The 26,547-nt window shown below is 67.5% G+C and carries 20 protein-coding genes and 3 tRNA genes; 13 read left to right on the top strand and 10 right to left on the bottom strand.

What is annotated here, in order from left to right:
• Positions 1 to 253 precede the first annotated feature (253 nt).
• From alaS to ABV408_RS15435, 6 genes are all read left to right on the top strand, one after another.
• Positions 254 to 3,127 carry an alanine--tRNA ligase gene (gene alaS / locus ABV408_RS15460; protein ID WP_353979779.1) on the top strand — a complete coding sequence of 958 codons (2,874 nt, stop codon included), beginning with the start codon at positions 254 to 256 and terminating at the stop codon, positions 3,125 to 3,127.
• Positions 3,128 to 3,237: 110 nt separating this feature from the next.
• Positions 3,238 to 4,482 (top strand): aspartate kinase, encoded by a 1,245-nt coding sequence (locus tag ABV408_RS15455; protein WP_035475539.1) that lies wholly within the window; start codon positions 3,238 to 3,240, stop codon positions 4,480 to 4,482.
• A 229-nt stretch (positions 4,483 to 4,711) separates the two neighbouring features.
• Positions 4,712 to 4,909, top strand: a complete 198-nt coding sequence (csrA, locus tag ABV408_RS15450; protein ID WP_035475538.1) for a carbon storage regulator CsrA — start codon at positions 4,712 to 4,714, stop codon at positions 4,907 to 4,909.
• 212 nt (positions 4,910 to 5,121) lie between these two features.
• A tRNA-Ser gene (locus tag ABV408_RS15445) sits at positions 5,122 to 5,214 on the top strand.
• Positions 5,215 to 5,310: 96 nt separating this feature from the next.
• A tRNA-Arg gene (locus tag ABV408_RS15440) sits at positions 5,311 to 5,387 on the top strand.
• Between the two features lie 86 nt (positions 5,388 to 5,473).
• Positions 5,474 to 5,550 (top strand) — tRNA-Arg (locus ABV408_RS15435).
• 140 nt (positions 5,551 to 5,690) lie between these two features.
• On the opposite strand, the gene ABV408_RS15430 is transcribed toward ABV408_RS15435, so the two are convergent.
• From ABV408_RS15430 to ABV408_RS15400, 7 genes are all read right to left on the bottom strand, one after another.
• Positions 5,691 to 6,686 (bottom strand): tRNA-dihydrouridine synthase family protein, encoded by a 996-nt coding sequence (locus tag ABV408_RS15430; protein ID WP_353982249.1) that lies wholly within the window; start codon positions 6,684 to 6,686, stop codon positions 5,691 to 5,693.
• 195 nt (positions 6,687 to 6,881) lie between these two features.
• Positions 6,882 to 8,390, bottom strand: coding sequence for a tripartite tricarboxylate transporter permease (locus ABV408_RS15425; RefSeq protein WP_353979778.1), 1,509 nt, complete (start codon positions 8,388 to 8,390; stop codon positions 6,882 to 6,884).
• Positions 8,391 to 8,412: 22 nt separating this feature from the next.
• A complete protein-coding gene (locus ABV408_RS15420; protein ID WP_353979777.1) occupies positions 8,413 to 8,943 on the bottom strand; it encodes a tripartite tricarboxylate transporter TctB family protein in 531 nt (176 codons plus the stop codon).
• The gene (locus ABV408_RS15415) at positions 8,940 to 9,956 is read right to left on the bottom strand and encodes a tripartite tricarboxylate transporter substrate binding protein (RefSeq protein WP_353979776.1); all 1,017 of its coding nucleotides are present in this window, start codon (positions 9,954 to 9,956) and stop codon (positions 8,940 to 8,942) included. The genes ABV408_RS15420 and ABV408_RS15415 overlap by 4 nt, the downstream gene beginning before the upstream one ends.
• Positions 9,957 to 10,058: 102 nt before the next feature.
• The gene (locus tag ABV408_RS15410; protein WP_035472583.1) at positions 10,059 to 10,589 is read right to left on the bottom strand and encodes a chromate transporter; all 531 of its coding nucleotides are present in this window, start codon (positions 10,587 to 10,589) and stop codon (positions 10,059 to 10,061) included.
• Positions 10,586 to 11,164, bottom strand: coding sequence for a chromate transporter (locus ABV408_RS15405; RefSeq protein ID WP_353979775.1), 579 nt, complete (start codon positions 11,162 to 11,164; stop codon positions 10,586 to 10,588). Before ABV408_RS15405 ends, ABV408_RS15410 begins: the two co-directional genes overlap by 4 nt.
• Before the next feature lie 2 nt (positions 11,165 to 11,166).
• Complete coding sequence (locus ABV408_RS15400; RefSeq protein ID WP_353979774.1) at positions 11,167 to 12,795, bottom strand: gamma-glutamyltransferase family protein; 1,629 nt, start codon at positions 12,793 to 12,795, stop codon at positions 11,167 to 11,169.
• Between the two features lie 212 nt (positions 12,796 to 13,007).
• Here ABV408_RS15400 and ABV408_RS15395 point away from each other — a divergent pair, with 212 nt between their 5' ends.
• Positions 13,008 to 13,676, top strand: coding sequence for a GntR family transcriptional regulator (locus ABV408_RS15395; RefSeq protein WP_405049947.1), 669 nt, complete (start codon positions 13,008 to 13,010; stop codon positions 13,674 to 13,676).
• Between the two features lie 53 nt (positions 13,677 to 13,729).
• Here the strand turns inward: ABV408_RS15395 and ABV408_RS15390 are convergent, their stop codons facing one another.
• The gene (locus ABV408_RS15390; protein WP_353979772.1) at positions 13,730 to 14,347 is read right to left on the bottom strand and encodes a YigZ family protein; all 618 of its coding nucleotides are present in this window, start codon (positions 14,345 to 14,347) and stop codon (positions 13,730 to 13,732) included.
• Entirely contained in the window at positions 14,347 to 14,820 is a 474-nt protein-coding gene (locus ABV408_RS15385; RefSeq protein ID WP_353979771.1) for a LexA family transcriptional regulator, read from the bottom strand. The genes ABV408_RS15390 and ABV408_RS15385 overlap by 1 nt, the downstream gene beginning before the upstream one ends.
• 153 nt (positions 14,821 to 14,973) lie before the next feature.
• On the opposite strand from ABV408_RS15385, the gene smc reads away from it, so the two are divergent.
• The 4 genes from smc (at position 14,974) to ABV408_RS15365 (ending at position 22,425) form a co-directional block, all read left to right on the top strand.
• Complete coding sequence (gene smc / locus ABV408_RS15380) at positions 14,974 to 18,480, top strand: chromosome segregation protein SMC (RefSeq protein WP_353979770.1); 3,507 nt, start codon at positions 14,974 to 14,976, stop codon at positions 18,478 to 18,480.
• A gap of 210 nt (positions 18,481 to 18,690) precedes the next feature.
• Positions 18,691 to 19,956, top strand: a complete 1,266-nt coding sequence (gene zipA, locus ABV408_RS15375) for a cell division protein ZipA (protein ID WP_353979769.1) — start codon at positions 18,691 to 18,693, stop codon at positions 19,954 to 19,956.
• Between the two features lie 160 nt (positions 19,957 to 20,116).
• On the top strand, positions 20,117 to 22,156 hold the full coding sequence (gene ligA / locus ABV408_RS15370; RefSeq protein WP_353979768.1) for an NAD-dependent DNA ligase LigA: 2,040 nt from the start codon (positions 20,117 to 20,119) through the stop codon (positions 22,154 to 22,156).
• A complete protein-coding gene (locus ABV408_RS15365) occupies positions 22,153 to 22,425 on the top strand; it encodes a YheU family protein (RefSeq protein ID WP_035476976.1) in 273 nt (90 codons plus the stop codon). Before ligA ends, ABV408_RS15365 begins: the two co-directional genes overlap by 4 nt.
• 80 nt (positions 22,426 to 22,505) lie before the next feature.
• Here the strand turns inward: ABV408_RS15365 and ABV408_RS15360 are convergent, their stop codons facing one another.
• Positions 22,506 to 23,819 carry a 2-hydroxycarboxylate transporter family protein gene (locus tag ABV408_RS15360; RefSeq protein WP_353979767.1) on the bottom strand — a complete coding sequence of 438 codons (1,314 nt, stop codon included), beginning with the start codon at positions 23,817 to 23,819 and terminating at the stop codon, positions 22,506 to 22,508.
• A 269-nt stretch (positions 23,820 to 24,088) separates the two neighbouring features.
• Between ABV408_RS15360 and ABV408_RS15355 the strand changes: the two genes are divergently transcribed.
• Both ABV408_RS15355 and ABV408_RS15350 read left to right on the top strand, forming a co-directional pair.
• Positions 24,089 to 25,753, top strand: a complete 1,665-nt coding sequence (locus ABV408_RS15355) for an ATP-binding protein (protein WP_353979766.1) — start codon at positions 24,089 to 24,091, stop codon at positions 25,751 to 25,753.
• Positions 25,750 to 26,484: a response regulator gene (locus tag ABV408_RS15350; protein ID WP_353979765.1), complete on the top strand. Its 735-nt coding sequence runs from the start codon at positions 25,750 to 25,752 to the stop codon at positions 26,482 to 26,484. Before ABV408_RS15355 ends, ABV408_RS15350 begins: the two co-directional genes overlap by 4 nt.
• Positions 26,485 to 26,547: the final 63 nt, after the last annotated feature.

Raw genomic sequence — 26,547 nt, 5'->3', positions numbered from 1 at the left:
GTTGCTGGCGATCCGATCCGCCCGAGGGCGGCGAATGTCGGCGACATGGGTGTCGCACTCGACAGACTCACAGTCGACCACGTTATACTAACGCGCCTTGCGATGGCCGCAGGAGCAGCGCCTCGCTGCCGAGACGGCCGTCTGCGCGTCGCCACGTGGTCCGTTTGCCGCCGTGGGCACGCCTATCGTCACGGACTTTCGCCAAGATCCGTCGTCACGGATTTTTGCCACGGACTCTCGCTACGGATTGTTTATGAAAAGCGCAGCTATCAGACAGGCTTTCCTGAACTACTTCGAGGAGCGCGGACACACCATCGTGCCTTCTGCCTCTCTGGTGCCGGAAAACGACCCGACCCTGCTCTTCACCAACGCCGGCATGGTGCCGTTCAAGGATGTCTTCCTGGGGCGCGACCCGCGGCCCTATGTGCGGGCGACCTCGGCCCAGCGCTGCGTGCGCGCCGGCGGCAAGCACAACGACCTCGACAACGTCGGCTATACCGCGCGTCACCACACCTTCTTCGAGATGATGGGCAACTTCAGCTTCGGCGACTACTTCAAGGCCGATGCCATTCGCTTTGCCTGGACCTTCATTACCGAGGTGCTGGGGCTGCCCAAGGAGCGTCTGTGGGTCACCGTACACCACAGCGACGACGAGGCGGCGACCATCTGGGTCGACGAGATCGGGGTCGACCCGGCGCGGCTGTCGCGGCTCGACGAGGACAACTTCTGGCAGATGGGCGACACCGGCCCGTGCGGCCCGTGCTCGGAGATCTTCTACGACCACGGCCCTGAAGTGTGGGGCGGCCCGCCGGGAAGCCCGGAAGAGGATGGCGACCGCTACATCGAGGTGTGGAACCTGGTCTTCATGCAGTTCGACCGCGATGCCAGCGGCGAGCTGCACCCGCTGCCCAAGCCGTCGATCGATACCGGCATGGGCCTGGAGCGCATGGCGGCGGTGATGCAGGGCGTGCACTCCAACTACGAGATCGACCTGTTCCAGGCGCTGCTGGCGGCCGCCGCCGAGGTCACCGGCCATGCCGATACCACCACGCCGTCGCTGCGCGTGATCGCCGACCACATCCGCTCCTGTGCCTTCTTGATCGTCGATGGCGTACTGCCCTCCAACGAGGGGCGCGGCTACGTGCTGCGGCGGATCATCCGCCGTGCCATCCGCCACGGGCACAAGCTCGGCGCCAGCGGCACCTTCTTCCACAAGCTGGTGGCGGCGCTCGACGCCGAGATGGGGGAAGCCTACCCCGAGCTGCGTCAGGCGCGCGAGCAGATCGAACGCGTGCTGCTCAAGGAAGAAGAGCAGTTCGCGCGGACGCTGGACCACGGCATGAGGCTCTTGGACGTAGAGATAATTGATTTAGCTCTCAAAGAATTCCTGAGCAAGAAAGGGAAGCCTTACCTCTCCTCTAAGGTGGATAGCGTTGATCCATCTAGAGTTTGTAGGACATACCAGAAAGAATTAGGTGCGTATCAGCATATTTATGCTGCAATCGTCGGCGACGAGAGGGACTGGACGATCCTAAAATATATGGGATCTGAGTATGAATACTTGCTTCTCGTTGCGCCTGAAAAATCCAATTTTATCAAAGGCTTGGTTGCTAACGAGCCAGGTGTGACTGTGCAGTCAATGGAAGGCCTTGAGCTTGATGGTGCAACAGTATTCAAGCTCTACGACACTTACGGCTTCCCCTATGACCTCACCGCCGATGTCTGCCGCGAGCGTGGCGTGACCCTCGACGAGGCCGGCTTCGAGCGCGAGCTGGAAGCGCAGCGCCAGCGCGCCCGCGCCGCCAGTCAGTTCGGCGGCGACTACGAGGCCGCGCTGAACCTCGAGGGCAGCACCGAGTTCACCGGCTATGACCGGCTCGAGGATCAGGCCCGGGTGACCGCGCTCGTCGACGCCGAGGGCAACGAGCGCGAGCGCCTCGAAGCGGGCCAGAAAGGGGTGGTGGTGCTCGACCGCACGCCGTTCTACGCCGAGTCCGGCGGCCAGGTCGGCGACACTGGCTATCTGCACGGCGACGGCGCCCGCTTCCAGGTCACCGACACGCGCAAGCAGGCGGGCCACCACCTGCACGAGGGCGTGCTGCTCGAGGGCGAACTGAGCGTGGGGCAGACGCTCGCGCCGCAGGTCGACGCCTCGCTGCGCCAGGCCACCATGCGCAACCACTCCGCCACCCACCTGCTGCACGAAGCGCTGCGCCGTACCCTGGGCGACCACGTGCAGCAGAAGGGGTCGCTGGTGAGCGCCGAGCGTCTGCGCTTCGACTTCAGCCACTTCGAGCCGGTGACGCCGAATCAGCTGGCGGAAATCACCCGCATCGTCAACGCTGAGATTCTGGCCAACGCCCCTACCCAGACCGAGCAGATGACCCTCGATCAGGCCAAGGCCAAGGGCGCGCGGGCGCTGTTCGAGGCCAAGTACGCCGACGCCGTGCGCGTGCTCACCATCGGTAGCGACGGCTTCTCGATCGAACTGTGTGGCGGCACCCACGTGGCGCGTACCGGCGATATCGGGCCGTTCCATATCGTGGCGGAATCCGGCACCGCCGCCGGGGTGCGGCGCATCGAAGCGGTCACGGGGGAGGGCGCCCTGGCCTGGTTCGATGCCCAGGAGCGCCAGCTCAACGCGGTGGGCGAACGTCTCAAGGCGCGCCCGGAGCAGGTGGTCGAGCGTCTGGACAGCGTGCTCGAGCGCCAGCGCACGCTGGAGAAAGAGCTCGAGCGGCTCAAGGCCAAAGTGGCCAGCGCGGCCGGCAACGAGCTGCTCGACGCCGTGCGCGAGGTCGCCGGGGTGCGCGTACTCGCCACCCGCATCGAAGGGGTGGGTGGCAAGGAGCTGCGCGGCCTGCACGACCAGCTCAAGCAGAAGCTGGGCTCCGGTGTGCTGGTACTCGGCGCCGCGCAGGAAGGCAAGGTCAGTCTCATCGCTGGGGTCACCGATGACCTCACCGGACGGCTGAAGGCGGGGGAACTGGTCAACCACGTGGCGGCCCAGGTCGGCGGCAAGGGCGGCGGGCGTGCCGACATGGCTCAGGCCGGCGGCAGCGACCCGAGCCAGCTGCCGCAGGCGCTCGACAGCGTGCATGCGTGGGTGGCCGAACAGCTGGGCTGAACCGACATACTCAGTTGGGCCGAACCGACATACTCATTTGGGTGGAACCGACATACATGTGGCCGCCATCCCAGGGCGGCCCACAACGCTAGGGAGTGACGAACAGACTCATGGCGCTATACGTACAAAAGTTTGGTGGGACCTCGGTGGGCACCGTCGAGCGGATCAAGGCGGTCGCGGAGAAGGTCAAACGCTTCCGTGACGACGGTCACCAGATCGTGGTGGTGGTCTCCGCGATGAGCGGCGAAACCAATCGCCTGATCGACCTCGCCAGCCAGATCAACGAGGATCCCACCCCGCGCGAAATGGACATGCTGGTCTCCACCGGCGAGCAGGTCACCATCTCGCTGCTGGCCATGGCCCTGCATCAGCTGGGCGTGCCGGCCACTTCCTACACCGGGGCGCAGGTGGGTATCCGTACCGACAGCGCGCACACCAAGGCGCGTATTCAGCGCATCGAGACCGACGACCTCAAGGAAGATCTGGCCGAGGGTCAGGTCGTCGTGGTCGCCGGTTTCCAGGGGGTCGACGAAGAGGGCAATATCACCACCCTCGGTCGCGGCGGGTCGGACACCACCGGCGTGGCGCTGGCCGCGGCCCTGGGCGCCGACGAGTGCCAGATCTACACCGACGTCGACGGGGTCTACACCACCGACCCGCGGGTCTGTTCCAAGGCGCAGCGCCTGGAGCGCATCACCGTCGAGGAGATGATCGAGCTGGCCAGTCTCGGCTCCAAGGTCCTGCAGATCCGCTCGGTGGAGTTCGCCGGCAAATACAATGTACCGCTTCGCGTGCTGTCTAGCTTCGAGGAAGGGCCCGGCACGCTGATCGTGGCAGACGAGGAAATCGAATCGATGGAAGAACCGCTGATCTCCGGTATCGCCTTCACCGCCAACGAAGCCAAGCTGACGCTGCTCAACACCCCCGACGTTCCCGGGGTCGCGTCGCGCATTCTCGGCCCGATCGCCGATGCCAACATCGAAGTCGACATGATCGTGCAGAACGTGGCGCCGACCGGCGACTACACCGACTTCACCTTCACCGTGGGCAAGGGTGACTACAAGCAGACCATGCGCATCCTGCAGGATGACGTCATCCCGGCATTGGGCGGCGGTGAGCTGCGCGGCGACGACAACATCGCCAAGGTCTCGCTGGTCGGCGTGGGCATGCGTTCGCACGCCGGTGTGGCGTCCAAGATGTTCCGCGTGCTGGCCGAGGAGAACATCAATATCCGCATGGTCTCGACCTCCGAAATCAAGATCTCCGTGGTCATTGACGAGAAGACGATGGAACTCGCCGTACGCGCGCTCCACACCGCCTTCGGCCTCGACAAAGACAGCATCCAAAGCGAATAACCGAATAAACCTTCAAGAATGTCTCAGGCGTTCTACGCTTAGGGTGAGTTGGACGAAGTGAAAGGAAGCGAGCGCTTCTTCAACGTAGCCGAGGGTGGTCATGGAACTGCGTCATTGGCCTGGTTGGCCTTATGGCGCATAATCGCTCCTCGGGCGGTGAGCGACCGCCGCAAGCGGCCCGAGAGCGTGACCCGAGAATGGAAGAAGGCCCTGAGAAGGAGATCAGACAATGCTCATCCTGACCCGTCGAGTGGGAGAGACTCTCATGATCGGCGACGATATCACCGTCACCGTCCTGGGAGTGAAAGGGAATCAGGTGCGCATCGGCGTCAATGCGCCCAAGGATGTGGCCGTCCATCGCGAAGAGATCTATCAGCGCATCCAGCGTGAGAAATCCGAAGACGAAGATGGCGGTCCCGGCGTATAGCGCAGTGCGCATACTGGAACCGTCTGGGCTGGTGAAGTCGTCCCCTTTATCGGCTCGGGCTCGTCTCGGAACCCTCATCTACGCTCTCTATCCTACGCTACGCCTCGCCTCTCGCGGTAACCCGTTCATCCTTTGAGGTTTTTTTGGAAAAAAGTTTGGGCTTCGACTGGACAAGCCCCGGCGAAATGGGTAACCTACGCGCCGTCGATCAGGGAGAGGTGGCCGAGTGGCTGAAGGCGCTCCCCTGCTAAGGGAGTATGGGGTTTATAGCCTCATCGAGGGTTCGAATCCCTCCCTCTCCGCCATTGACCTTTGGGTTCGACCCGAGAGTCACGGCAAGGATCGACAAACGCAGCGATAGCTCAAGCATCGCCTGCGACTCGCGACAGAGTCAGTGACAAGCGCCCGTAGCTCAGCTGGATAGAGTACCTGACTACGAATCAGGTGGTCGGAGGTTCGAATCCTCCCGGGCGCGCCACTCACTCGATCGCTGCAACCGCGACAAAACGCGAAGACCTTGCAGCAACGTCGCACAAGAGACTGACATGTCTCGACCGATTTCAAGCGCCCGTAGCTCAGCTGGATAGAGTACCTGACTACGAATCAGGTGGTCGGAGGTTCGAATCCTCCCGGGCGCGCCATACAGATGACACCCGCATGCTTCGGCATGCGGGTGTTTTCGTTTGCGCGTCGCGCAGCGCCTGCAAGCGCAGGGCGGGTTACGCCGGGAAGGTCGCGCCGGCAAGGCGGGCGGCCAAAGTGGCGGACGCCCGCCAGCGTCTTATACCAGCGCTGTGGTCGGCTCCGTGGCCGGTGCAGGTTCGCTCAGCGCCGGCTGGGCCAGCCCGGCCAGCAGCGGTGCCAGCGCGGTCTCCCGGCGCAGCGCGGTGAAGCGCGCTGCGGCCTCGGCGTCGCGCCCGCGCATGATGTTGAGCCACTGCTTGAGCAGCGCGACGATGAACTTCTCCGCCATGCCCGCTGCCTGCTTGCGCGCGGCGTAGCGGCACAGCACCTCGGCGCGGGCCGCCCAGGGCGTCGTCGCCAGGCGCTCGCCGCCGCTCGCCTGCCAGTGGCGGATGCGGCGCGCCAGCCAGGGGTCGGCGAGCATGCCACGGCCGAGCATGACGTCGTCGCAACCGGAGAGCGTCCGTGCCTGCCAGTACGCCTCGAGCGTCCAGATATCGCCATTGACCACCACCGGTACGTCGACGGCGGCGCGAATCCTGGCAACCCACTCCCAGTGCGCCGGCGGGCGGTAACCCTCGCGCCGGGTGCGCGCATGCACCACCAGCTCATGGGCGCCGCCGTCCTCGGCGGCCAGCGCGCAGGCCAGTGCCACCCGACGGTCGTCGAAGCCCAGGCGCAGCTTGGCGCTCACCGTGGCGCCACGGGCGGCAGCCACCGCGGCGACCGCCGCCACCGCGCGCGCCACGCGCGCCGGCGTACGCAGCAGCGAGGCGCCGCCATCGTGGCGATTGACCGTCTTGGCCGGGCAGCCGAAGTTGAGGTCGAGCCGGATGGCGCCCAGGGCGATCGCCTGCTCGGCGTTAGCGGCCAGGGCGGCCGGGTCGGAGCCGAGCAGCTGCAGCGTCACCGGGGTCGCGGTCGGGGTCTGTGGCCCCGCCGCATCGGCCTCGGCCAGCTCCGGGCAGTGACGCAGGAAGACCCGCGGTGGCAGACGCGCATCGACCACGCGCACGAACTCGGTGACGCACCAGTCCAGCGCGCCATCGGCGCTGAGCAGTGCCCGGGTATCGGCGTCGATCACGCCCTCCATGGGCGCCAGACCGAGACGCCCGCGCGGGGCGGCATCGGTGGGCACGTAGGTAGCGGCGTGAGTGGGGGCGGAAAAGGGGTGTCGTGCCATGCGGCCTCCAAGGATCTGGCGGCCGCTAAACTAGCACAACCGTGGCGGTATGCCATGCCCCGATGAAGCGCCCCCGGCGGGCGGGTCTGGCCAGGGGCGCGCCGCTCAGCGGATGCCAGCGCGGTGTCTGTCGCGCAGTACTCGGCGCACGCTGAACGCCACCGATAGTGCTGCCAGCACCAGTAGTGCCAGCGAGATAGGGCGGGTGAAGAACAGCGTCCAGCTCTCGTCGGCCATCAGCGCGCGGCGCAGGTTGGTTTCGGCGATCGGCCCCAGGATCACCCCCAGCACCAGCGGCGCCAGCGGATAGTCGAGCTTGGCCAGCAGATAACCGAACAGCCCCACCCCGATCAGCAGATAGAGGTCGGTCAAGCGGTTGTTGAGCGCCAGCGCGCCCACCGCGCAGCACACCAGCACCACCGGTACGATGATCGACTTGGGAATGTCGGTGATGCGCAAGAACCAGCGCAGGCTGAGCAAGCAGAACACCAGCACCATGCCGGCGGCGAGGAACATCGCCAAGAACATGCCATAGACCAGGTCGGGATTGTCCATGATCAGCCGTGGCCCGACGCTGATCCCCTGCACCATCAGCGCCGCCATCAGCACCGCATCCACCGCGCTGCCGGGGATGCCCAGTGCGATCATCGGGATCAGCCCACCGCCGGCGGTAGCGGAGTTGCCCGACTCCGAGGCGACCACGCCGTCGGCGATCCCGGTGCCGAAGCGTTCCGGAGTCTTGGAGGCGCGCTTGGCCTGATCATAGGCGATCAGATTGGCGATGCTGCCCCCGGCGCCGGGTACCGCGCCGATCACCACCCCCACCAGCGACGAGCGCAGCAGGTTGAGCGGGCGCGACAGCACCTCGCGCATCACCACCAGTGGCTTGACCGTGAGGCGCCCCTGGATCAGCGCCTGGCCCTGGCGCAGCTCGTCCGGGTTTTCCACCTCGCCGGCGAGCTGGCTGACCGCGAAGATCCCGATCAGCACCACCAGGAAGGGCAGGCCCGCGGCGAGCAGGTCGAGATCGAAGGTGAAGCGCGGCACGCCCATCATCGGATCGGGCCCCACGGTCGCCACGAACAGTCCCAGCAGGCTCATCATCAGCCCCTTGAGGATCGAGCGACCGACCAGGCTGGCGACCACGGTAATGGCGAACAGGATCAGCGAGAAGTACTCCCAGGGCCCCAGCTTGACCGCGATCAGCGCCAGCGGCGGGGCCGCCACGATCAGCACCAGGGCGCTGATCAGCGCGCCGAAGAACGAGGCCCAGATGCCCAGGCCCAGGGCGCGGCCGGGCTCGCCGCCGCGGGCCATGGGGTAGGCATCGAAGGTGGTCGCCACCGAGGATGGGGTGCCGGGGATACCCAGCAGGGCGGCACTGATCAACCCGCCGGAGCAGCCGCCGACATACACCGCCAGCATCGTCGCCACGCCCTGCAGCGGCGGCATGCTGAAGGTCACTGGCAGCGTCAGCACGATCGCCATGGTCACGGTGAAGCCGGGGATGGCGGCGGCGATCACCCCGGCGACGACGCCGATCAGCATGCTGATCAGGGTCGCCAGCGAAAACAGCTGTTCCACGCTCGACAGCAGAGCATCGGTCATTGGCATGCGCGGGTCTCTCGTTGTCGGGCTACCACAGTCGCCCGGCGGGTAGCGGAATCTGGAACACCTGGCCGAACAGCAGATAGAGGCCCACGCCGAACGCCACCGCGACCCCCGTTGCCACCAGCAGACGTCGCCCGCGACGCGCGCCGAGCAGCCACTGCACCGCGAGCAGGAAGGCCAGCGAGGCAGGTGCGAAGCCGAGCCACGGCATTGCCAGCGCATACAGCGCGAACGCCGCCAGGGTGGCGAAGGCCAACCGCCGCTGGTAAAGCCAGGCGCAGGTACCCGCGCCGCGTGGGGCGTGGCCCAGGGCCAGCGCCGCCTGCAGTGCCAGGGCCAGGTTGAACAGGATCAGCGCGCCCAGCACCAGGCGCGGGAAGGCGCCGGCGCCCAGCGGCTCCCACATCGAAGAGGGCAGCTCGCCGGCAGCCACGAACAGTGCCGTGAACAGCGCCGCCAGGGCGAGATTGAACAGCAGATTGGCCAGCACTGCGCCACGGCTGCCGTCGACCGCCGGCCCCGAGGGGGCGGCGGCCGTGACGCTGTCGGCGCTCATCGGGCCAGCTTGCCGGAGAGACGCTGGACGGTGTCGTCGACCTCGGCCAGATAGTCGGCATAGGCCGTGGGGCCCATGAAGTCGACCTCGGCGCCGAGCGCGCGCATCTTGTCGACGAACGCGGGGTCTTTCGACATCGCCTCGAAGTCCGCCGCCAGTGTCTCCACCTTGGCCGGGTCGATCCCCTTGGGGGCGACGATACCGCGGTTGATGCTCAGCTTGAGTCCGGGATAGCCGAGCTCCTTGAAGGTGGGCACGTCCGGGGTCTGTGCCGGCCGCTGGGGGGTGCCCACGGCGAGGAAGCGCAGGTCGCCGTTGTCGACGAAGCCCAGCGAGGAGGAGATGTCACCGATCGCGGCGTCGATGTGCCCGCCCACCAGACCGCGGATGCGCGCCCCGGTGCCCTCGTAGCCCACATAGCGGAAGGAGGTGCCGATGGCGTCCTCGATCATCGCGCCGTGGACGTGGGGAATGCCGCCGAGGGTGGCACCGAAGCGCACCTTGCCGGGGTTTTCCTTGGCGTAGGCGGCGAAATCGGCAAAGGTCTCCCAGCCGCTGTCGGCGTTGACCACCAGATACTGCGGCGACGAGGCCAGCGAGGCGATCGGCTGGAAGTCATCCCAGTCGAGCGGGGTGAGCCCGGTGGCGTGGGCCGCCATCAGCCCCTCGTGGACCTGGCCCAGGGTGTAGCCGTCTGGCTTTTTCTGGGCCAGCGCCTTCAGCCCCAGGGTGCCGCTGACCCCGGGCATGTTGATCACCGGCAGCGGCTGGCCTAGGTACTGCTCGGCGGCGTTGGAGATCACCCGCATCAGGGAATCGCTGCCGCCGCCGGGTGACCACGGCACGATGAATTCGATGGCGTGGTCGGGGTAGTCGTCGGCCTGGGCGGCGGGGCTGGCGCCGAGCACGCCCAGCCCCAGCGAGCCCAGGCTCAGCCCGGCGGCGAGGGAGGCGAGGGCGGCGCCGAACCGGCGGCGCGCGCTAGCGGAGGTCTTGATCGGTCGAGGAAACATCGAATCGTCCTTTATTGGCATTGGAATGGCGTCGGATGTCGTCTGTCGCAGATTGTCGTTGTGGCCCGGTGCGCATGCCGCGATCACCGGGAGTCGGCCAGCTCAGCCGAGCAGTAGTCCTCCATAGATGAGTCCGAGCAGCACCGCCCAGATCGGGTGAAGCTTGAAGCGCCACAGCAGCAGCGTGGCCGCGGCGCCGATGATCGCCACGTGCAGCCAGCCGGCGTTGTCCACGCCTTCGGCGGCGAACGACCAGGTCAGATAGGCCATCAGCACCATGATCACCGGGCGCACCCACTGGCTCATCGACTTCACCTTGATCGAATCGCGGTAGCGGTAGAGGGTGCCCAGCGCCACCAGCATCAGCAGCAGCGACGGTGCCACGGTGGCGAAGGTGGCGATCGCGCTGCCGCCGATACCGGCGACGTCATAGCCGATGTAGCCGGCCATCTTGGTGGCGATCGGGCTGGGCAGGGTGTTGCCCAGGGCCAGGGTCTCGGCGAACTGCTGCGAGGTCATCCAGCCGTAGCGGCCGACCACCTCGTTCTCGATCAGCGGGATGATCGCCGGGCCGCCGCCGTAGCCGACGATGTTGGGAATGAAGAACGCCAGGAATAGCTCCCAGTAGATCATGAGCTGGCCTCCTTGCGCCGCCGGTTGCGCTCAGGGCGCAGCAGCGCCGCGACCAGGATGGCGCCGATCACCAGGCCCGGGTGGATATCGAGCCCGTAGATCAGCCCGCCGGCGACCGCGCCCATGATCAGGCTGGCGATCCAGCCCAGCGCGGCCCGCGACTTCTGCCAGAAGTCCCAGGTCAGCTGCGCCATCATCACCATCACCACCGGCACCACGCCTTGGCTCATGCCCTCGATCCAGCGCTGATCGCGGTAGCGGGTGAACAGCCCGAGCAGCGCCACCATGGCCACGATGCAGGGCAGGATCTGGGCCAGCACGGCGATCACGCAGCCGCCGAGGCCGCCGACCCGGTAACCGATATAGCCGGCCATCTTGGTCGCGATCGGCCCCGGCAGGGTATTGCCGATGGCCAGCACGTCGCCGAATTCGGCGTCATCCATCCACGCGTAGCGGGTGACCACTTCGGCCCGCACCAGCGGGATCATCGAAGGACCACCGCCGAAGCCGAGCAGGCCGACGCGCAGGAAGGCGAGAAACAGTTGCCACTGGGTGCGCATGCCCTGAGTCCGCATGGTCACAGCACCGCGATGCTGGAGTCGGTGCGCGGCTCGGTGCCGCCGCAGTAGACCCCGGTGTCGGGGTGGCGCAGGATGATCTGGCCGCGGCCGTAGCTGGTGCTGTCGATCGCCAGTGAGACCTGATGGCCGCGCGCGGCCATGTCGCGCACCAGATGCAGCGGATAGCCGGGCTCGATACCCACCTGACGCTCGCCCATCCACTGCCAGCGCGGGGCGTCCAGCGCCGCCTGCGGGTTGAGTCCGTAATCGATCAGATTCATCACCACCTGCATATGTCCCTGTGGCTGCATGAAGCCGCCCATCACCCCGAACGGCCCCAGGCCGATACCGTCACGGCTGAGAAAGCCCGGGATGATGGTGTGGAAGGTGCGCTTGCCGGGGGCGAGCACGTTGACGTGGTCGGCATCGAGGCTGAAGCCGTGGCCGCGGTTCTGCAGCGAGATGCCGGTGTCCGGCACTACCACGCCGGAGCCGAAGCCGTGATAGTTGCTCTGGATGTAGGAGACCATGTTGCCGTCGGCGTCCGCGGTGGCCAGATAGACCGTGCCGCCGGCCTGGGGCTGGCCCGGCTCGGGGTCGATGGCGGTGGCGCCGATCAGGCGCCGGCGGGTGTCGGCGTAGGCGTCGCTGAGCAGCGCCGCCACGCTGGTGCGCATGTGGCCGCTGTCGGTGATGTGATGGTGGCCGTCGGTATAGGCGAGCTTCATCGCCTCGATCTGGCGGTGCAGCAGCTCGGGGTCATCGCGCACGCTGGGATCGAAGCCCTCCATCAGGCGCAGCGCCATCAGTGCCACCATGCCCTGGCCGTTGGGCGGAATCTCCCACACCTGGTAGCCGCGGTAGTCGGCGGCGATCGGCTCGACCCACTCCGGGGTGTAGCCGGCCAGATCCTCGGCGCGCAGGTAGCCGCCGGTCCGGCGCGAAAAGGCGTCGATGGTCTGCGCCAGGGCGCCGCGGTAGAAGCTCTCGCAGTGGCTCTCGGCCAGCGCTTCCAGTGTGCGCGCCTGGGCCTCGTTGCGATGCAGCTCGCCGGGGTGTGGGGCGCGGCCTAGGGGCGCGAAGGCATCGAGCCACGGCGCCACCGCGGGGTCGTCGGCGCGGGCGCGGAACTCGCCTTCGGCACGCTGCCACAGGACGCTGATCACCGGCGATACCGGAAAGCCCTCGCGGGCGATGCGGATCGCCGGCGCCAGCAGAGTGGCGAAGTCGAGCTTGCCGAAGCGCTGCGACAGGGTTGCCCAGGCCGCCGGCGTGCCCGGCACCGTGACCGGCGTCCAGCCGTGCAGCGGCATCTCGCTGTGGCCCGCGGCGCGGACCGCCTCCGGGGTCAGGGCGGCGGGGGCATGGCCGCTGGCGTTGAGGCCGTGGAGCTGGCCGCGGCCGCCTTCGCTTGCGATCCACACCAGGGCGAAGGCGTCACCGCCGATGCCGTTGCCGCTGGGCTCGACCACGCTCAGCACCGCGGCGGTGGCGATCGCGGCATCCACCGCGTTGCCGCCCTGGGCCAGCATGTCGCGCCCCGCCTGACTGGCCTGGGGCTGCGAGGCGGCGACCATGCCGCGCTGGGAGTAGGTCGCGCTGCGGCGCGAGGGGTAGGGGTTGTTGTGGTCGAAGGCGAGGCTCATGGCGGCGATCCCGAAGGTTCTTGTCGTTGAGGTTCGTCTCCCTGACGTTGGCACCGCGGGGTGCTGCGGTGGCGCGAGCACATGGTCGTCACGGGGTACGATCGGTTATGCTGAAAAAATCGATTTTTACTATGACGTCGATTTTATACGAGGGTCAAGCGCTACCGGACCGAGGAGTACGCCATGGATCGACAGCAGGGCACGGCATGAGCATGAGACAGGCGCCGGCCAAGGCGCTGGATGCCACCACCGCGGCGAGTCAGGTCTACGCTGCGCTCAAGCGCGATCTGATCCGCGGGCGCTTCGCCGCCGGCGAGAAGCTCGCGATCAGCCATCTCCGGGAGACCTATGCGGTGGGTTTGAGCCCGCTGCGTGAAGCGCTCAACCGCCTCGCCGCCTACGGGCTGCTGGCGCAGGAGAATCAGCGCGGCTTCCGCGTGCCGGCGCTGAAACGCCGCGAGCTCGACGATATCGCCGGGCTGCGCCAGCAGTTCGAGGTCCAGGCGCTGGAGGCAGCGCTGCACCATGGCGATGCCCTGTGGGAGGCGGAGCTGCTGGCGGCCTTTCACCGGCTCAAGCGCGCCGACGAGCAGCCCGATGCGCTCGAGCACTGGGAGCAGATGCACCTGCAGTTTCATCGGCGCCTGCTCGAACCCTGTGGCTCGGTGTGGCTTTTGCGCTTCATCGAGCAGCTCCACGACCAGTTCGATCGCTACCGGCGCATGGCACCGGCGCATCAGGACATTCGCGCCCAGCTCGATGTACAGCACGCCGAGCTGGTGGAGCTGGCGCTGGCGCGGGGGATCGCCGCGGCGCGCGAGCTGATCCACGCGCATATCCAGCTCTCCTACGATGTGGCCAAAAGCGCCTGCAGCGAATGAACGAACGCCTGCAGCGAATGAACGGGCGCCTGCAGTGAGTCGGCGAGCGCTGTCTACTCGTCGAGGCACTCCAGCTCGCCCCGCAGACGCTGCGCCAGCAGCCCCAGATCGAGACTGTTGTCGGCGGGCCAGGCCAGCGTCAGGGTGACGCCCTGGCCATCGTAGTCGGCCGCTTCCACCGGTACCTCGTGGGCCTGCAGCCAGTGGCGCGCCTGGGCTTCGAGAGCGAAACCGACACGCACTCGCCGCGCGTGGCGCTCGGTGAACTCACGCCGTGGCAGGCTCTCAAGCGCCTGGGTCACCGCCTGGGTGTAGGCGCGCACCAGGCCGCCGGTGCCCAGCTTGATGCCGCCGAAGTAGCGCGTGACGACCACCGCGACCTGGCCCAGGCCGCTGCCCTCCAGGGCCTGGAACATCGGCCGGCCAGCGGTACCACCGGGCTCGCCGTCATCGGAGAAACCGATCGCCACCTGCTCGCCGGGGGCGCCGGCGATGAAGGCGGAGCAGTGGTGGCTGGCATCGGGGTAGGTGGCGCGCGCCTCGTTCAACAGGTGGTCGAAGGCAGCCGCGTCCGGGGCGTGGGCGACCCAGGTGATGAAGCGACTCTTGTCGATTTCGAGGCTGTGGGTGTGGATCGCCCCCGGCGCCAGCGCGGGAATCGCATAGCGCATCAGGCCGCCTGGGGCGGATTGCGCATGACACCCATCACCAGTCCGAGCACCTGCACGTCCTCGTTCTTGAGAAAGATCGGCGCCATGGTGTCGTTGGCCGGCTGCAGGCGCACGCCGGATTTCTCGATGAACAGCTTCTTCAAGGTCACTTCCTGGTTGTTGATCAGGACCACGGCGGTTTCGCCGTTCTCGGCGGATTCGTAGCGCTCGATGATGATGATGTCGCCATCGAAGATATTGCAGTCGATCATCGAGTCGCCGCGCACGCGCAGGGCATAGGTGTTGCGCCGCACCAGTTGGGCGGGCACGTGGACGGTGGCGTCGTCCAGGCACGCCTCCATCGGCAGGCCGGCGGCGACCTGACCCAGCAGGGGGATCTCGACCAGCTCGGTGGCGTCCACCGGTTCCCAGTGGCCGTCGATCAGGGGCAGGTGTGGCTGACGCTGCAGAAAGCTCGGTGCGGAATTTGTCATCGTCTTCTCCCGAGGAAACGGCTTCATCATAGCAAGCCGGCGGTGGGCGGCAAGGCGCGCCGACGGCGGCCGGGCTGGATATCGCCCCCGCGGTGGCTTAGGCTCTGCCGATTCGTTTCGCGGTGCGCTTATTCAAGGAGTCGTGCAGTCGGCATGCGCCTCAAGTCGATCAAACTGGCGGGTTTCAAATCGTTCGTCGATCCGGTCACGGTACCGTTCGACGGCAACATGACCGCGATCGTCGGCCCCAACGGCTGCGGCAAGTCCAATGTCATCGATGCGGTGCGCTGGGTCATGGGGGAGTCCTCGGCCAAGACCCTGCGCGGTGAGTCGATGACCGACGTCATCTTCAACGGCTCCAGCGGCCGTTCGCCGGTGGGCCAGGCCTCCATCGAACTGCTCTTCGACAACCGCGACGGCAGCCTCGGCGGCGCCTATGCCGACTACGCCGAGATCGCGGTCAAGCGCCAGGTCACCCGCGACGCCCAGTCGAGCTACTTCCTCAACGGCCAGAAGTGCCGCCGCCGCGATATCGCCGATATCTTCCTGGGCACCGGCCTGGGTCCGCGCTCCTACGCCATCATCGGCCAGGGCATGATCTCGCGCCTGGTCGAGGCGCGTCCGGAAGAGCTGCGCACCACTCTCGAAGAAGCGGCCGGTATCTCCAAGTACAAGGAGCGCCGACGCGAAACCGAGAACCGCCTGCGGCGGACCCAGGAGAACATCGAGCGTCTCGACGACATTCGCGAGGAGCTCGACAAGCAGCTCGAACGGCTCAAGCGTCAGGCCGATGCCGCGCGCCGCTACCGCACCCTGAAAGAAGAAGAGCATCGCCTGCGCGGCGAGCTGGCGCTGCTGCGCGAGCGCGCGCTGCGCAGCCAGCAGCGCGAGGAGGCGGCGCGGGTCGCCGAGTACGAGACCCAGGTGGAGCGCGAGGTGCTCGGCCTGCGCCAGTGCGAGACCCGTCTGGTCGAGGGGCGTGAGCAGCATGACGAGATCGCCGCCGAGCTGGAGCAGCACCAGGCTGCCTTCTACCAGACCGGGGCCGACATCGCGCGGCTGGAGCAGTCGCTCGAACACGTGCGTCAGCGCGACCAGCAGCTCGCCGCCGATCTCGACGCCGCCCGCCGCGAGCGCGAATCGCTGGCGGCGCTGGCGGGCGAGGACGACGCCCGCGGCGAGGCCCTGGCCGAACGACTCGAAGCGCTGGCACCGGAGGCGGAACTGGCCGACGAGACGCTGCTGACGCTGGCGCAGAGCCTGGAAGAGGCCGAAGCCGAGGCCGAGGCGCACCAGACCGAGTGGGAGCGCATCGAGCAGCAGGCCGGCGACAGCCGCCACCGCGCCGAGCGCGAGCAGGAGGCGATCCAGCGCCTGGAACGCCAGAGCGAGGAGCTGGTGGCGGAGATCGAGCGCCGCCAGCAGCAGCGTGCGGCGCTGCCCGATGTCAGCGCGCTGGAGGCCCAGCGGGACGAACTGCAGGCGGCGCTGGCGATCCTCGACGAGCGCCAGGAGACCCTGACGATCCGGCGTGAAGCGCGCCAGGAGGAGCGTGAGCAGGCGCGTGAGACGCTCGCCGCGGCCCAGCGCGAGCGCGATGCCCTGCGCGAGCGCCACCACCGCGCCCAGGGCGAGATCGCCTCGCTGGAGGCGCTGATCGAAGCCGCGCTGGCGGATGACGACAGCGCTCTGACCGAGCAGCTGGCAGCGCACGCGCTGGACACTGCCCCCCGGCTTGCCGAGTGCCTCGAGGTGGAGCCGGGCTGGGAGCGCTGCGTGAGCTGGGTGCTGGCGCCCTGGCTCAAGGCGCGGGTCACCGATCTGACCCCGGCGCGAGAAGTGCTGGAGCAGTTGGCCAGCGGCGAGCTGCCGCTGGTCGCCCCGGAGGGGGCGGCCGCGCCGGCGCCGGCGGATTCGCTCGCCGCCAAGGCCCGCGGCAGCGCGGCGTTGGGCGCCCTGCTCGGGGCCGTGCGCTGCGTCGACGATCACGCCAGCGCCTGGGCCGCACAGGCCGCGCTCACCCCCGGCGAGAGCGTGATCACAGCCGACGGGCTGTGGCTCGGCCATGGCTGGGTGCGCCGGCTGGGCGAGCAGGACGCCCAGGGCGACAGCGTGCTGCTGCAGCGTCAGCGGCGCGAGGCGCTGGCACTGCAGGTGGCGGAGATCGACCAGCGCCTGGTGGCGCTGGCGGAGAGCCTCGAGGCGGGCGAGGCGGCGATCGAGGAGAGCGAGCGCGGGCTGGAAGCGCTGCGCCAGGCGGAGCTCGACCTCTCCCGTGAGCGCCAGCAGCAGGCCACGCGTCTGGCCACGCTGGAGAGCCGGCTCGAGCACAGTAGCGCGCGGGCCGCCGAACTCGCCGCCGAGAGCGAAGCGCGTCAGGCGCGTCTGGAAGAGACCCGCGAGATGCTGGAAGAGACCCGCGAGCGCTGGCAGCAGGCACTGGCCGAGGTCGAGGCGGGGTCCGGGCAGCGTGCCGCCATCGACGCCACCCGCCAGCAGGCGCGGGAGCGCCTGGCCGAGCTGCGTCGCCAGCAGCAGCAGGCGGGGCAGCGCCAGCAGCAACTGGCGCTGGAGCGCCAGCGTCTCGAGACCCAGCGCGGTGAACTGGCGCAGCAGGCGCAGCGCAGCCGCACCCAACTGGCCGCGCTGGAAGAGCGCTGTGCGGGGCTGGCGGCCGAGCGTGAGCGCCTCAACCAGCCCGATGACGACCAGCAGATGCGCCTGGCCGAGCTGCTAGAGCAGCGCAGCCAGCAGGAGAGTGCCCTCAACCAGTGTCGTGACCGCGCCAACCAGCTCGGCGAGATGCTGCGCCAGAGCGAGCTCGAGCGTCAGCAGCACGAGCGCGATCTGGAAGGGCTGCGCACGCGCCTGCAGGAGGGTCGCATGCAGCTCCAGGCGCTGGCGCTGAAGGCCGATGCCCAGGCCGAGCAGCTCGCCGAGCAGCAGCACGACGTCGACGCCCTGGGCGCCGCGCTGGACCCCAACGCCACCGAGTCGGCGTGGCAGACCCGGCTCGAGGAGACCGGCGAGCGCATCCGCCGCCTGGGCGCGATCAACCTGGCGGCGATCGAGGAGTACGACCAGCAGGCCGAGCGCCGCGACTACCTCGAGGCCCAGCACGCCGAACTCAGCGAGGCGATCGAGACCCTGGAGCGGGCGATCCGGCGTATCGATCAGGAGACCCGAACCCGTTTCAAGCAGACTTTCGAGCAAGTCAATCAGGGCCTGATGGCGCTTTTCCCCCGAGTCTTCGGCGGCGGGGCCGCATGGTTGACCCTGACCGGGGAGGATTTGCTGGAGACCGGGGTGGCTATCATGGCGCGCCCCCCGGGCAAGAAAAACAGCACCATTCATCTGCTCTCCGGCGGCGAAAAGGCGCTGACCGCACTGTCGCTGGTGTTTGCCATCTTCCAGCTCAATCCGGCGCCTTTTTGCATGCTCGACGAAGTCGACGCGCCGCTGGACGATGCCAATGTGGGGCGCTATGCGAAACTGGTGAAGGAGATGTCAGAGAGCGTGCAGTTCATCTTCATCACCCACAACAAGATTGCCATGGAGGCCGCCGAACGATTGATGGGGGTGACCATGCAGGAGCCAGGTGTCTCACGCCTGGTCGCTGTCGGGGTCGACGAGGCGGCGTCGATGGCAGAGGCGTCCTGAGCTTGCCCGAAATAGCCAAAGCGGCTATCGGCGTAATAGGATGTCGAGCATTAGGGAGAATTGAAGGGCGGTTGCTGGCGGGCAAAAACTTTACTTGACAATGAAAAAAAGTCGCCCATTTTAGGAAAATCACGCTATGCTAGGACCCACATGCCGCAGGCATGTTGTCCTCTACCCGCATAGTGGCACCGCGAACAGGCAAGACGACCCATGGAACTAAGAGAGTGGCTGATCATCCTGGGGCTGGTTTTGGTGGCGACCATCGTGATCGATGGCTTCCGTCGTCTACAGCGCCAACGTCGTGTTCCGCGCCTTGACCAGGCGATGGAATCCAGCGGAAGCGACGCCGGATCCAGCGTGGATCCGGAAGAGGAGGCCCGTGCGGCCGAGATCAACTGGGAATTGCCCAATGGAGGGGCACGTGTCGTCCGGCCGGCGACGTTCGAGCGCAGCAGTGATGGCGCCGAACCCATCCGCCCGGCCGAACCCAAGCGTCAGGAGCGGATTCCCGACGACCAGATCAAGGGCGGCGTGTTCGGCCGCTACAAGTCGCGTACGTCGTTCGCCGATATGCAGGAGAACGTCAAGAGCGCGATGAAGGCCGGCGCCAAGCGGGTCAGCGACTCCGCCCATCGCCTGGGTCAGAAACGCGACGAGGCCGCCGCCGCTCGGACGCAGGAGCGGGCGCACGAAGAGCCGCGCCTGTCCGCCGCCGAGGCTGGGGTCGACGCGCGCGCCGAAACCGCCGAAGCCCGCGTCACCGCCGACGCGTCGCGGTTGGAAGAGTCGCGTCTGCAGATCACCGCGCTGACGCCGGCCGGCGAGATGCCGGCGGTGACTGAAGCGCCGGCTAGCGTCGCCGAGGAAGCCGAGATGCGTGGTGCGGCCGATGCGTCGACCTTCGACCAGGCAGCGTTCGATCGAGCCACCCAGGATGACGCGCCGCGGCGTGATGTGGTCACCACGCATCCTGCGGTGGAGCGCGCTAAGCGCCATCACGTCAGCGCTGCGCGGGCCCGTGAAACGCTGTCGAATGCCGAGGAAGTCATCGTCATCAGTGTGCTGGCGCGCACCGAAGAGGGCTTCGACGGCACCACGCTGCTCAACCTGATGCTGGCCTGCGGCCTGCGTTTCAGCGAGATGGGCATCTTCCACCGCTACGAGACCGAGGCGAGCGACAGCGAGCTGCAGTTCTCGATGGTCAACGTGCTCAAGCCGGGCGTGTTCGATCTCGACAAGATGGACGAGATCGTCACCCCGGGGGTCACCTTCCTGATGCCGCTGCCCGGCGCCAACGACACCGCCGCGGCGTTCGAGGCGATGCTCGAGACCGCGATGGTGCTGGTGCGCCATCTGGGCGGCGAGCTCAAGGACGAGAACCACAGCGTGATGACCGCGCAGACGATCGAATTCGCCCGCCAGCGGGTGCAGGAGTTCGAACGTCGCCACCGGCTGCACCGCTATCAGGCCAACTGACATGGCCTGACGCCGAACGCGGTATCGGTATCGATGACGGGGCCTTCGGGCCCCGTCGTCGTTTGGCCGCTGCGTGCTGCGTTGGCATCGCGCGGCGTTCGGCCTGTCCGCCGCCTTCCGCTACAATGCTCCCACCCTGTCAGCGATCGAACCGGACGCCATGAGCCAGACCCCCCAAGCGGCGCAGGAGCGCGCCGCGACCCTGCGTCAGCAGCTCGAAGACGCCAACTACCACTACTACGTCGAAGACGCGCCGCAGCTCACCGATGCCGAGTACGACCAGCGCCTGCGCGAGCTGCAGGCGCTGGAAGCCGAGTACCCCGAACTTGCCACCCCCGATTCGCCGACCCAGCGAGTCGGCGTCAAGCCCGACAGCGGCTTTCCCGAAATCGAGCACGTGGTGCCGATGCTGTCGCTCGACAATGCCCTCGACGAAGAGGAGCTGCTGGCGTTCGGCAAGCGAGTGGCCAAGGGGTTGGAGCGCGACGCCTCGTCACTGGTGTTCTGCTGCGAGCCCAAGCTCGACGGCCTGGCGGTATCGCTGGTCTATGAAAATGGCTACCTGCGCTACGGCGCGACCCGTGGCGATGGGCGCACCGGCGAGGAGATCACCAACAACCTGCGTACCCTGCGCTCGATCCCGCTCAAGCTACGCGGCAAGCATTGGCCTTCACTGCTCGAGGTGCGTGGCGAAGTCTACATGCGCCACTCCGGGTTCGAGGCGCTCAACGCCCGCGCCCTGGAGAACGGTGACAAGGTCTTCGCCAACCCGCGCAACGCCGCCGCCGGCAGCCTGCGCCAGCTCGATCCCGCGATCACCGACCAGCGCCCGCTGGAGTTCTGCGCCTATCAGGTGGCGCGGATCGAGAGTGAGGCCGAACTGGCCGTCACCCACTCCGGGCGCATGGCGCTGCTGCGCGACTGGGGGCTGCCGACCAACCCCGAACTGGCGGTGGTGGAGGGGATCGATGGCGTGGTCGACTTCTGCCGCCGGCTGGGCGAGAAGCGCGAGTCGCTCGACTACGATATCGACGGCGCGGTGATCAAGCTCGATGCGCTGAGCGATCACAACGTGCTGGGCTTCGTCTCGCGCGCACCGCGCTGGGCGATCGCCTTCAAGTACCCCGCCCAGGAGCAGGTGACGCGGCTGCTCGACGTCGAGTTCCAGGTCGGGCGCACCGGCAAGCTGACCCCGGTGGCCAAGCTCGAACCGGTGCAGGTGGCCGGGGTCACCGTCTCCAACGCCACCCTGCACAACATGGATCAGATCGCGCGGCTGGATCTGCGTATCGGCGATAGCGTGAGGATCTATCGCGCCGGCGATGTGATCCCCAAGGTGGTCGAAGTGGTGCGTGAGCGGCGTCCGACGGATGGTCGCGAGATCGTGCTGCCGGAGAACTGCCCGGTGTGCGGCTCGAGGGTCGAGAAGCTCGACGGCGAGGTCGATGCGCGCTGCGCCGGTGGGCTCTACTGCCCGGCCCAGCGCAAGGAGGCGCTCAAGCACTTCGCCAGCCGCCGCGCGCTGGATATCGACGGTCTGGGCGAGAAGCTGATCGACCTGCTGGTCGAGCGTGAGTGGGTCGAGACCCCCGCCGATCTGTTTCGACTCGAAGCCGCGCGTCTCGCCGAGCTGCCGCGGCTGGCGGAGAAGTCCGCCAACAACTTGGTCAACGCCCTGGAGACGGCCAAGCAGACGACGCTTGCGCGCTTCATCTATGCCATCGGCATCCGCGAGGTGGGCGAGACCACGGCGGCCAATCTGGCGCGCCATTTCGGCAGTCTGGAGGCGCTGCGCCACGCCGAGCTGGAAGCCCTCGAAGCGGTCGCCGACGTCGGCCCGGTGGTGGCCCACCACGTGCACACCTTCTTCCGTCAGCCCCATAACCAGCAGACGCTGGACGATCTGATCGCCGTCGGCGTGACCTGGGACGAAGAAGAGATCGGCGAGCGTCCACAGCCGCTGGCGGGGCAGACCTGGGTGCTCACCGGCAGTCTGGAGAGCATGACCCGCGATGACGGCAAGGCGCGCCTGCAGGCGCTGGGGGCCAAGGTCGCAGGCTCCGTCTCCAAGAAGACCACCGCGGTGGTCGCCGGCGAAGCGGCCGGCAGCAAGCTGGAGAAGGCCATGCAGCTCGGCGTCGAGGTGATCGACGAGACCACCTTCATCCAGCGCCTGACCGAGTGGGAGGGGGGCGAATGAGCCGCTTTGTCGAAGTCCCCCACCGCATGCTGCCGGCGGAGACGCTGGACGCGCTGCTCGAGACCTTCGTTACCCGTCAGGGCTACGACACCACCGATGTCGCCAGCGACATGCACGACTGGGTGCGCGAACTCCGGCGCCAGCTCGAACGCGGCGAGCTGCTGATTGTTCACGATCTGCAGACCGAGTCGACCGAGGTGATGACGCTGGCCCAGTGGCAGAGCTTCGGCCGCGCGGTGGCCGATGACGAGGAGGAGGGCGACTGGTAGCCGCCCGGCGCGTGAATGAAAGCCACAAACGACAACGGCGCCCGCAGGCGCCGTTGTCGTTGGGCGGGCTGTTCAACGAGTCAGGTGAAGAACAGCGGCACCACGATGCTCGAGATCAGCAGAATCAGCGCCCCGCCGAGGCGCGAAGAGATCTGCGCGAACGGCATCAGCTGCATGCGCTTGGCCGCGGAGAGCACGGCAACGTCGCCGGTGCCGCCCATGTTGGCCATGCACAGGCCGGCGGTGATGGCCGACTCGATCGGGTAGAAGCCGACCAGCTTGCCCACCAGCCCAGCGCCGAAGGCCGCACCGGCGACCACCGCGAAGACGATCAGCACATAGGTGACCGAGATCGCGTCGATGACCTGGCCGAGATCGGTGTAGGCGATGCCGATACCGAACAGCAGGGCGAAGGTCCAGTTCTTGGCGACGAACTTGAACCACTGCGAGGCGGCTTCGTTGACCGACTCCGGCACCAGGTTGGCGATCTTGAGCACGGCGACCAGGATGATCATCAGCGCGTAGGGGTGCAGCGGGATGAAGTCGCCCAGGATCTCGCCAGCGACGAAGAAGGTCAGTGCCGCGACCAGACCGATGCCCAGCTTGGAGAGATCGGGCTTGCTCTCGCGCTCTTCGATCTCCACGCCCGGCATCATCTGGCCGTTGCCGGTCAGGCTCGGCATCCGGTTGGCCAGACCGTTGAGCAGGCCGGCGATGATGATGGCGAAGACATTGCCCAGCGCCAGCGCCGGCACCAGGATCGAGATGTAGTAGCTCGCCGGCTGGCCCAGCAGCTGCTCGTAGATCTGGCTCATCGGCACCGCGCCGGCGCCCATGCCACCACCCATGATCGGCAGCGTGATCACCACCACCGCGTCCTGGGGCGAGAAGCCCAGCAGCCAGCCCACCGCCACCGCGAACAGCGCCGCGAACAGCACCGCGCAGACCAGCGGTAGGGCATAGCGCGAACCGACTTTGACCAGCACCTTGGAGTCCATGCCCAGGATGCTGCCGGTGATCAGCGCGGCGATGTAGAAGTTGAGAAAGCCGCCGCTCTTCATGAACTGGGTGACGTTGTCGGTGACATCGGCGGGCAGCCAGTTGACGTAGACCAGCGCCGCGGCGCCGAAGATGGCGAGAATCGCGCCACCGCCGAGATAGCTTTTGATGATCGGCAGGCGGTCACCGAGGAACCCGAGCAGCTCGCCGAAGATCATCATCACCAGCAGGGCGCCGATCATGCCGGTGGGGATCGTATCGGTGGCGATGGCGGCGATCATTACCAGCGCGGCGATGGCGAACAGCGGTAGCGGAAGGCCGAAGATCGGCGTCGACAGCCAGTGGCGCGGTCGGGCCGACTCGGCGTGAGCGTTTTGCGTCACGGTTGCGGTCATGGTTCACTCCCAGGATTGCGCGCCCTGCCGGGCGGGTAGGCGGCAGGATAAGAAGCTAGGCCGCGGCGGCCAAACTTTCTGAAGTTAACTAAGCCTTAATAAAATATTGAAAGGGAGCGGCGCGGTGCTGGCACAAAGTGCCGGACTGGGGAATACCCCCTTGGTCTAAAGCTACAGGGTCTGAAACTACAGGATCTGAAACTTCAGCCTCGAGCCGTGACGCCGGATCACGCTCCCCGACATACCCGTGCCGCCCTCGGATACCCCTCGTGAAACGACTGCGTCTCAGTGCCCAGATCTTCATCCTCGTGGCCAGCATGATCGTGCTGACCCTGGGGGTGGCTTTTCTGCTGTTCGACTATCAGCTCAAGGAGAACCTCGAACGCGCCCAGGGTGAGCGGGTGATGGGGCTGGCGGCGGCACTCGCCGACCGCAGCGACATCCGCCATGCGCTCGAGGCCACGCCGATCGTCCACGATGCCGACTCGGCGCTGCGTCGGCACGTCGAAGCCCTGCGCGAGCGCCTGGGGGTCGACTTCATCACCGTGATGGATCGCGACCACCTGCGTCTCACCCACCCCGACCCCAACGAGGTCGGGCGCCACTTCCGCGGCGGCGACGAGGGGCCGGCGCTGGCGGGGGAGTCCTATGTGTCGCGCTCCGAGGGTACGCTCGGGGTGAGCATCCGCGGCTTCGCCCCGGTGCGCGCCGCCGACGGCCAGGTGATCGGCGCGGTGGCCACCGGCGTGACCCTCTCCCGGGTCGGGCTGCTGCTGGCCGAGAAGCGTCAGGTGGTGCTGCTGGGCACGCTGCTGCTGATGCTCGTCGGCGGTCTCGGCGCCTGGTGGCTGGCGCGCTACATCAAGCGCATTCTGCTCGGCTTCGAGCCGCACCAGATCTCGCAGTGGGTGCAGGAGCGCCAGGCGCTGTTGGCGTCGCTTCACGAAGGGGTGCTGGCGATCGACGCCGGCGGTGAACTGAGCCTGATCAACCCCGCGGCGCGTGAGCTGCTGGCCCCGGTGGGGGCGGCACCCGCCACCGGCGTGCCCGCCGCTACCCTGGCCCAACTGTTCGGCGACGGCACCCCGGCGATCAACCAGCGGCTGACCCTCAACGGCCGCGCGCTGATCGTCAATCGGGTGCAGATCCGGGAGCGGGCTCGGCCTCGCCGCCGCGGGCGCGAGGTCGCCGCTGACAACGGCGCGGAGCGCATCGACGAGACCCGCAGCGGCGGCAGCGTGGTGACCCTGCGCGATCGTAGCGAGGTCAACCGCCTGGCCGAGGAGCTGACCGGGGTCAGCCGCTACGCCCAGGCGCTGCGCGCCTCCACCCACGAATTCAAGAACCGCCTGCATGTGATCCTGGGGCTGGTCCAGCTGCGTGACCTGGGGCGTCTGGAGCGCTATCTGCACGAACTCGACGATACCCTGATCGCCCCCGCTGCGGCGCGCGTCTCCGGGGTCAAGGATCCGGTGCTGGCGGGCTTTCTGCTGGCCAAGGGCAGCGAGGCGCGGGAGCGCCGCATCGAGCTCGAGGTGGAGCTGGAGAGCGATATCCCGGCGGCGGCCGAGGAGGAGGTGTGCCATCTGCTGGTGACGATCATCGGCAATCTGCTGGAGAACGCCTTCGAAGCGGTCGCCGGACGCGACGAGCGCCAGGTCACCCTGACGCTGGGGCTGGATGCCGAGGCGCTGTCGCTGCACGTCGCCGACAGCGGCTGCGGCATGGACGCGGCCCAGCGCGACGAGGTGCTCGAGCAGGGGGTGTCGACCAAGGGCGAGGGGCGTGGCTATGGCCTGGCTATGGTCCGCGCCCACATCGATTCCCGCGGTGGCCATCTGGCGATCTATTCCACCCCCGGACGTGGCACCCTGGTCGAGGTGACATTACCCTACGCGGTGGCCCCATCCTGGATTACCGACGGAGTGACATGAGCATGCGTGTACTGGTGGTAGAAGACGACCCGATGGTCATGCGGCTCAACGTCGAGTTTCTCAATCGCATCGAGGGGATCAGCCTGGTCGCCCAGTGCGAGGATCTGCCCGCTGCGCGGGACGTGCTGCAGCGTGAGTCGGTGGATCTGCTGCTGCTGGATGTCTTTCTGCGCGAGCACAACGGCCTGGCGCTGGTGCGCGAGCTGCGCCGCCAGGCCCGCGATATCCAGATCATCCTGATCACCGCGGCCTCGGAGATGGAGACGGTGCGTGAGGCCAAGCATCTGGGGGTCGACGACTATCTGGTCAAGCCGTTCGAGTTCCAGCGCTTCCAGGAGGCGCTGAGCCACTGTCTGGATACCCATCGGCGGCTGGCCGGGCTGCCGGCGCGTGCCCATCAGCGCGACGTCGATGCGCTGTTCCGCCGCGATGGCGCTGCCGTGGCGCCGCCCCAGCGCCCCGGCGACCTGCCCAAGGGACTCACCCTCAACTCGCTGTCGCAGGTGGCGCGCGCCGCCGCCGAGCACCAAGAGGCGACCTTCACCACCGAGGCGCTGAGCGAGGATACCGGGATGTCGCGGGTCTCGGTGCGCAAATACCTCAAGCACCTGGTGGATCAGGGCGTGCTCGAAGAGTCCTTCCACTACGGCCATATCGGCCGCCCCTCCTTCACCTACCGCTGTCTCGACGCCGAGGCGCTGGGGCGGCTGGGCGGTACGCCGACCTCCTGAGCGGCTGCTTTATCACCACAGATACCCGCTTCAGATGACCGGCTGTTTCAGCTGAACGGCCGT

It is taken from the genome of Salinicola endophyticus (assembly GCF_040536835.1).
Lineage (GTDB): Bacteria > Pseudomonadota > Gammaproteobacteria > Pseudomonadales > Halomonadaceae > Salinicola > Salinicola endophyticus_A.
This window is presented reverse-complemented; position numbering and strand designations above follow the sequence as displayed.

Excerpts from the sequence above, each read along its gene's own strand:
- ligA (WP_353979768.1), top strand. The coding sequence starts at position 20,117 with ATGAGCCAGACCCCCCAAGCGGCGCAGGAGCGCGCCGCGACCCTGCGT.
- ABV408_RS15395 (WP_405049947.1), top strand. The coding sequence starts at position 13,008 with ATGAGACAGGCGCCGGCCAAGGCGCTGGATGCCACCACCGCGGCGAGT.
- ABV408_RS15420 (WP_353979777.1), bottom strand. The coding sequence starts at position 8,943 with ATGAGCGCCGACAGCGTCACGGCCGCCGCCCCCTCGGGGCCGGCGGTC.
- ABV408_RS15415 (WP_353979776.1), bottom strand. The coding sequence starts at position 9,956 with ATGTTTCCTCGACCGATCAAGACCTCCGCTAGCGCGCGCCGCCGGTTC.
- ABV408_RS15400 (WP_353979774.1), bottom strand. The coding sequence starts at position 12,795 with ATGAGCCTCGCCTTCGACCACAACAACCCCTACCCCTCGCGCCGCAGC.
- csrA (WP_035475538.1), top strand. The coding sequence starts at position 4,712 with ATGCTCATCCTGACCCGTCGAGTGGGAGAGACTCTCATGATCGGCGAC.
- zipA (WP_353979769.1), top strand. The coding sequence starts at position 18,691 with ATGGAACTAAGAGAGTGGCTGATCATCCTGGGGCTGGTTTTGGTGGCG.
- ABV408_RS15350 (WP_353979765.1), top strand. The coding sequence starts at position 25,750 with ATGAGCATGCGTGTACTGGTGGTAGAAGACGACCCGATGGTCATGCGG.
- ABV408_RS15405 (WP_353979775.1), bottom strand. The coding sequence starts at position 11,164 with ATGCGGACTCAGGGCATGCGCACCCAGTGGCAACTGTTTCTCGCCTTC.
- ABV408_RS15430 (WP_353982249.1), bottom strand. The coding sequence starts at position 6,686 with ATGGAGGGCGTGATCGACGCCGATACCCGGGCACTGCTCAGCGCCGAT.
- ABV408_RS15410 (WP_035472583.1), bottom strand. The coding sequence starts at position 10,589 with ATGATCTACTGGGAGCTATTCCTGGCGTTCTTCATTCCCAACATCGTC.
- ABV408_RS15385 (WP_353979771.1), bottom strand. The coding sequence starts at position 14,820 with ATGACAAATTCCGCACCGAGCTTTCTGCAGCGTCAGCCACACCTGCCC.
- smc (WP_353979770.1), top strand. The coding sequence starts at position 14,974 with ATGCGCCTCAAGTCGATCAAACTGGCGGGTTTCAAATCGTTCGTCGAT.
- ABV408_RS15390 (WP_353979772.1), bottom strand. The coding sequence starts at position 14,347 with ATGCGCTATGCGATTCCCGCGCTGGCGCCGGGGGCGATCCACACCCAC.
- ABV408_RS15455 (WP_035475539.1), top strand. The coding sequence starts at position 3,238 with ATGGCGCTATACGTACAAAAGTTTGGTGGGACCTCGGTGGGCACCGTC.
- alaS (WP_353979779.1), top strand. The coding sequence starts at position 254 with ATGAAAAGCGCAGCTATCAGACAGGCTTTCCTGAACTACTTCGAGGAG.
- ABV408_RS15365 (WP_035476976.1), top strand. The coding sequence starts at position 22,153 with ATGAGCCGCTTTGTCGAAGTCCCCCACCGCATGCTGCCGGCGGAGACG.
- ABV408_RS15425 (WP_353979778.1), bottom strand. The coding sequence starts at position 8,390 with ATGCCAATGACCGATGCTCTGCTGTCGAGCGTGGAACAGCTGTTTTCG.
- ABV408_RS15360 (WP_353979767.1), bottom strand. The coding sequence starts at position 23,819 with ATGACCGCAACCGTGACGCAAAACGCTCACGCCGAGTCGGCCCGACCG.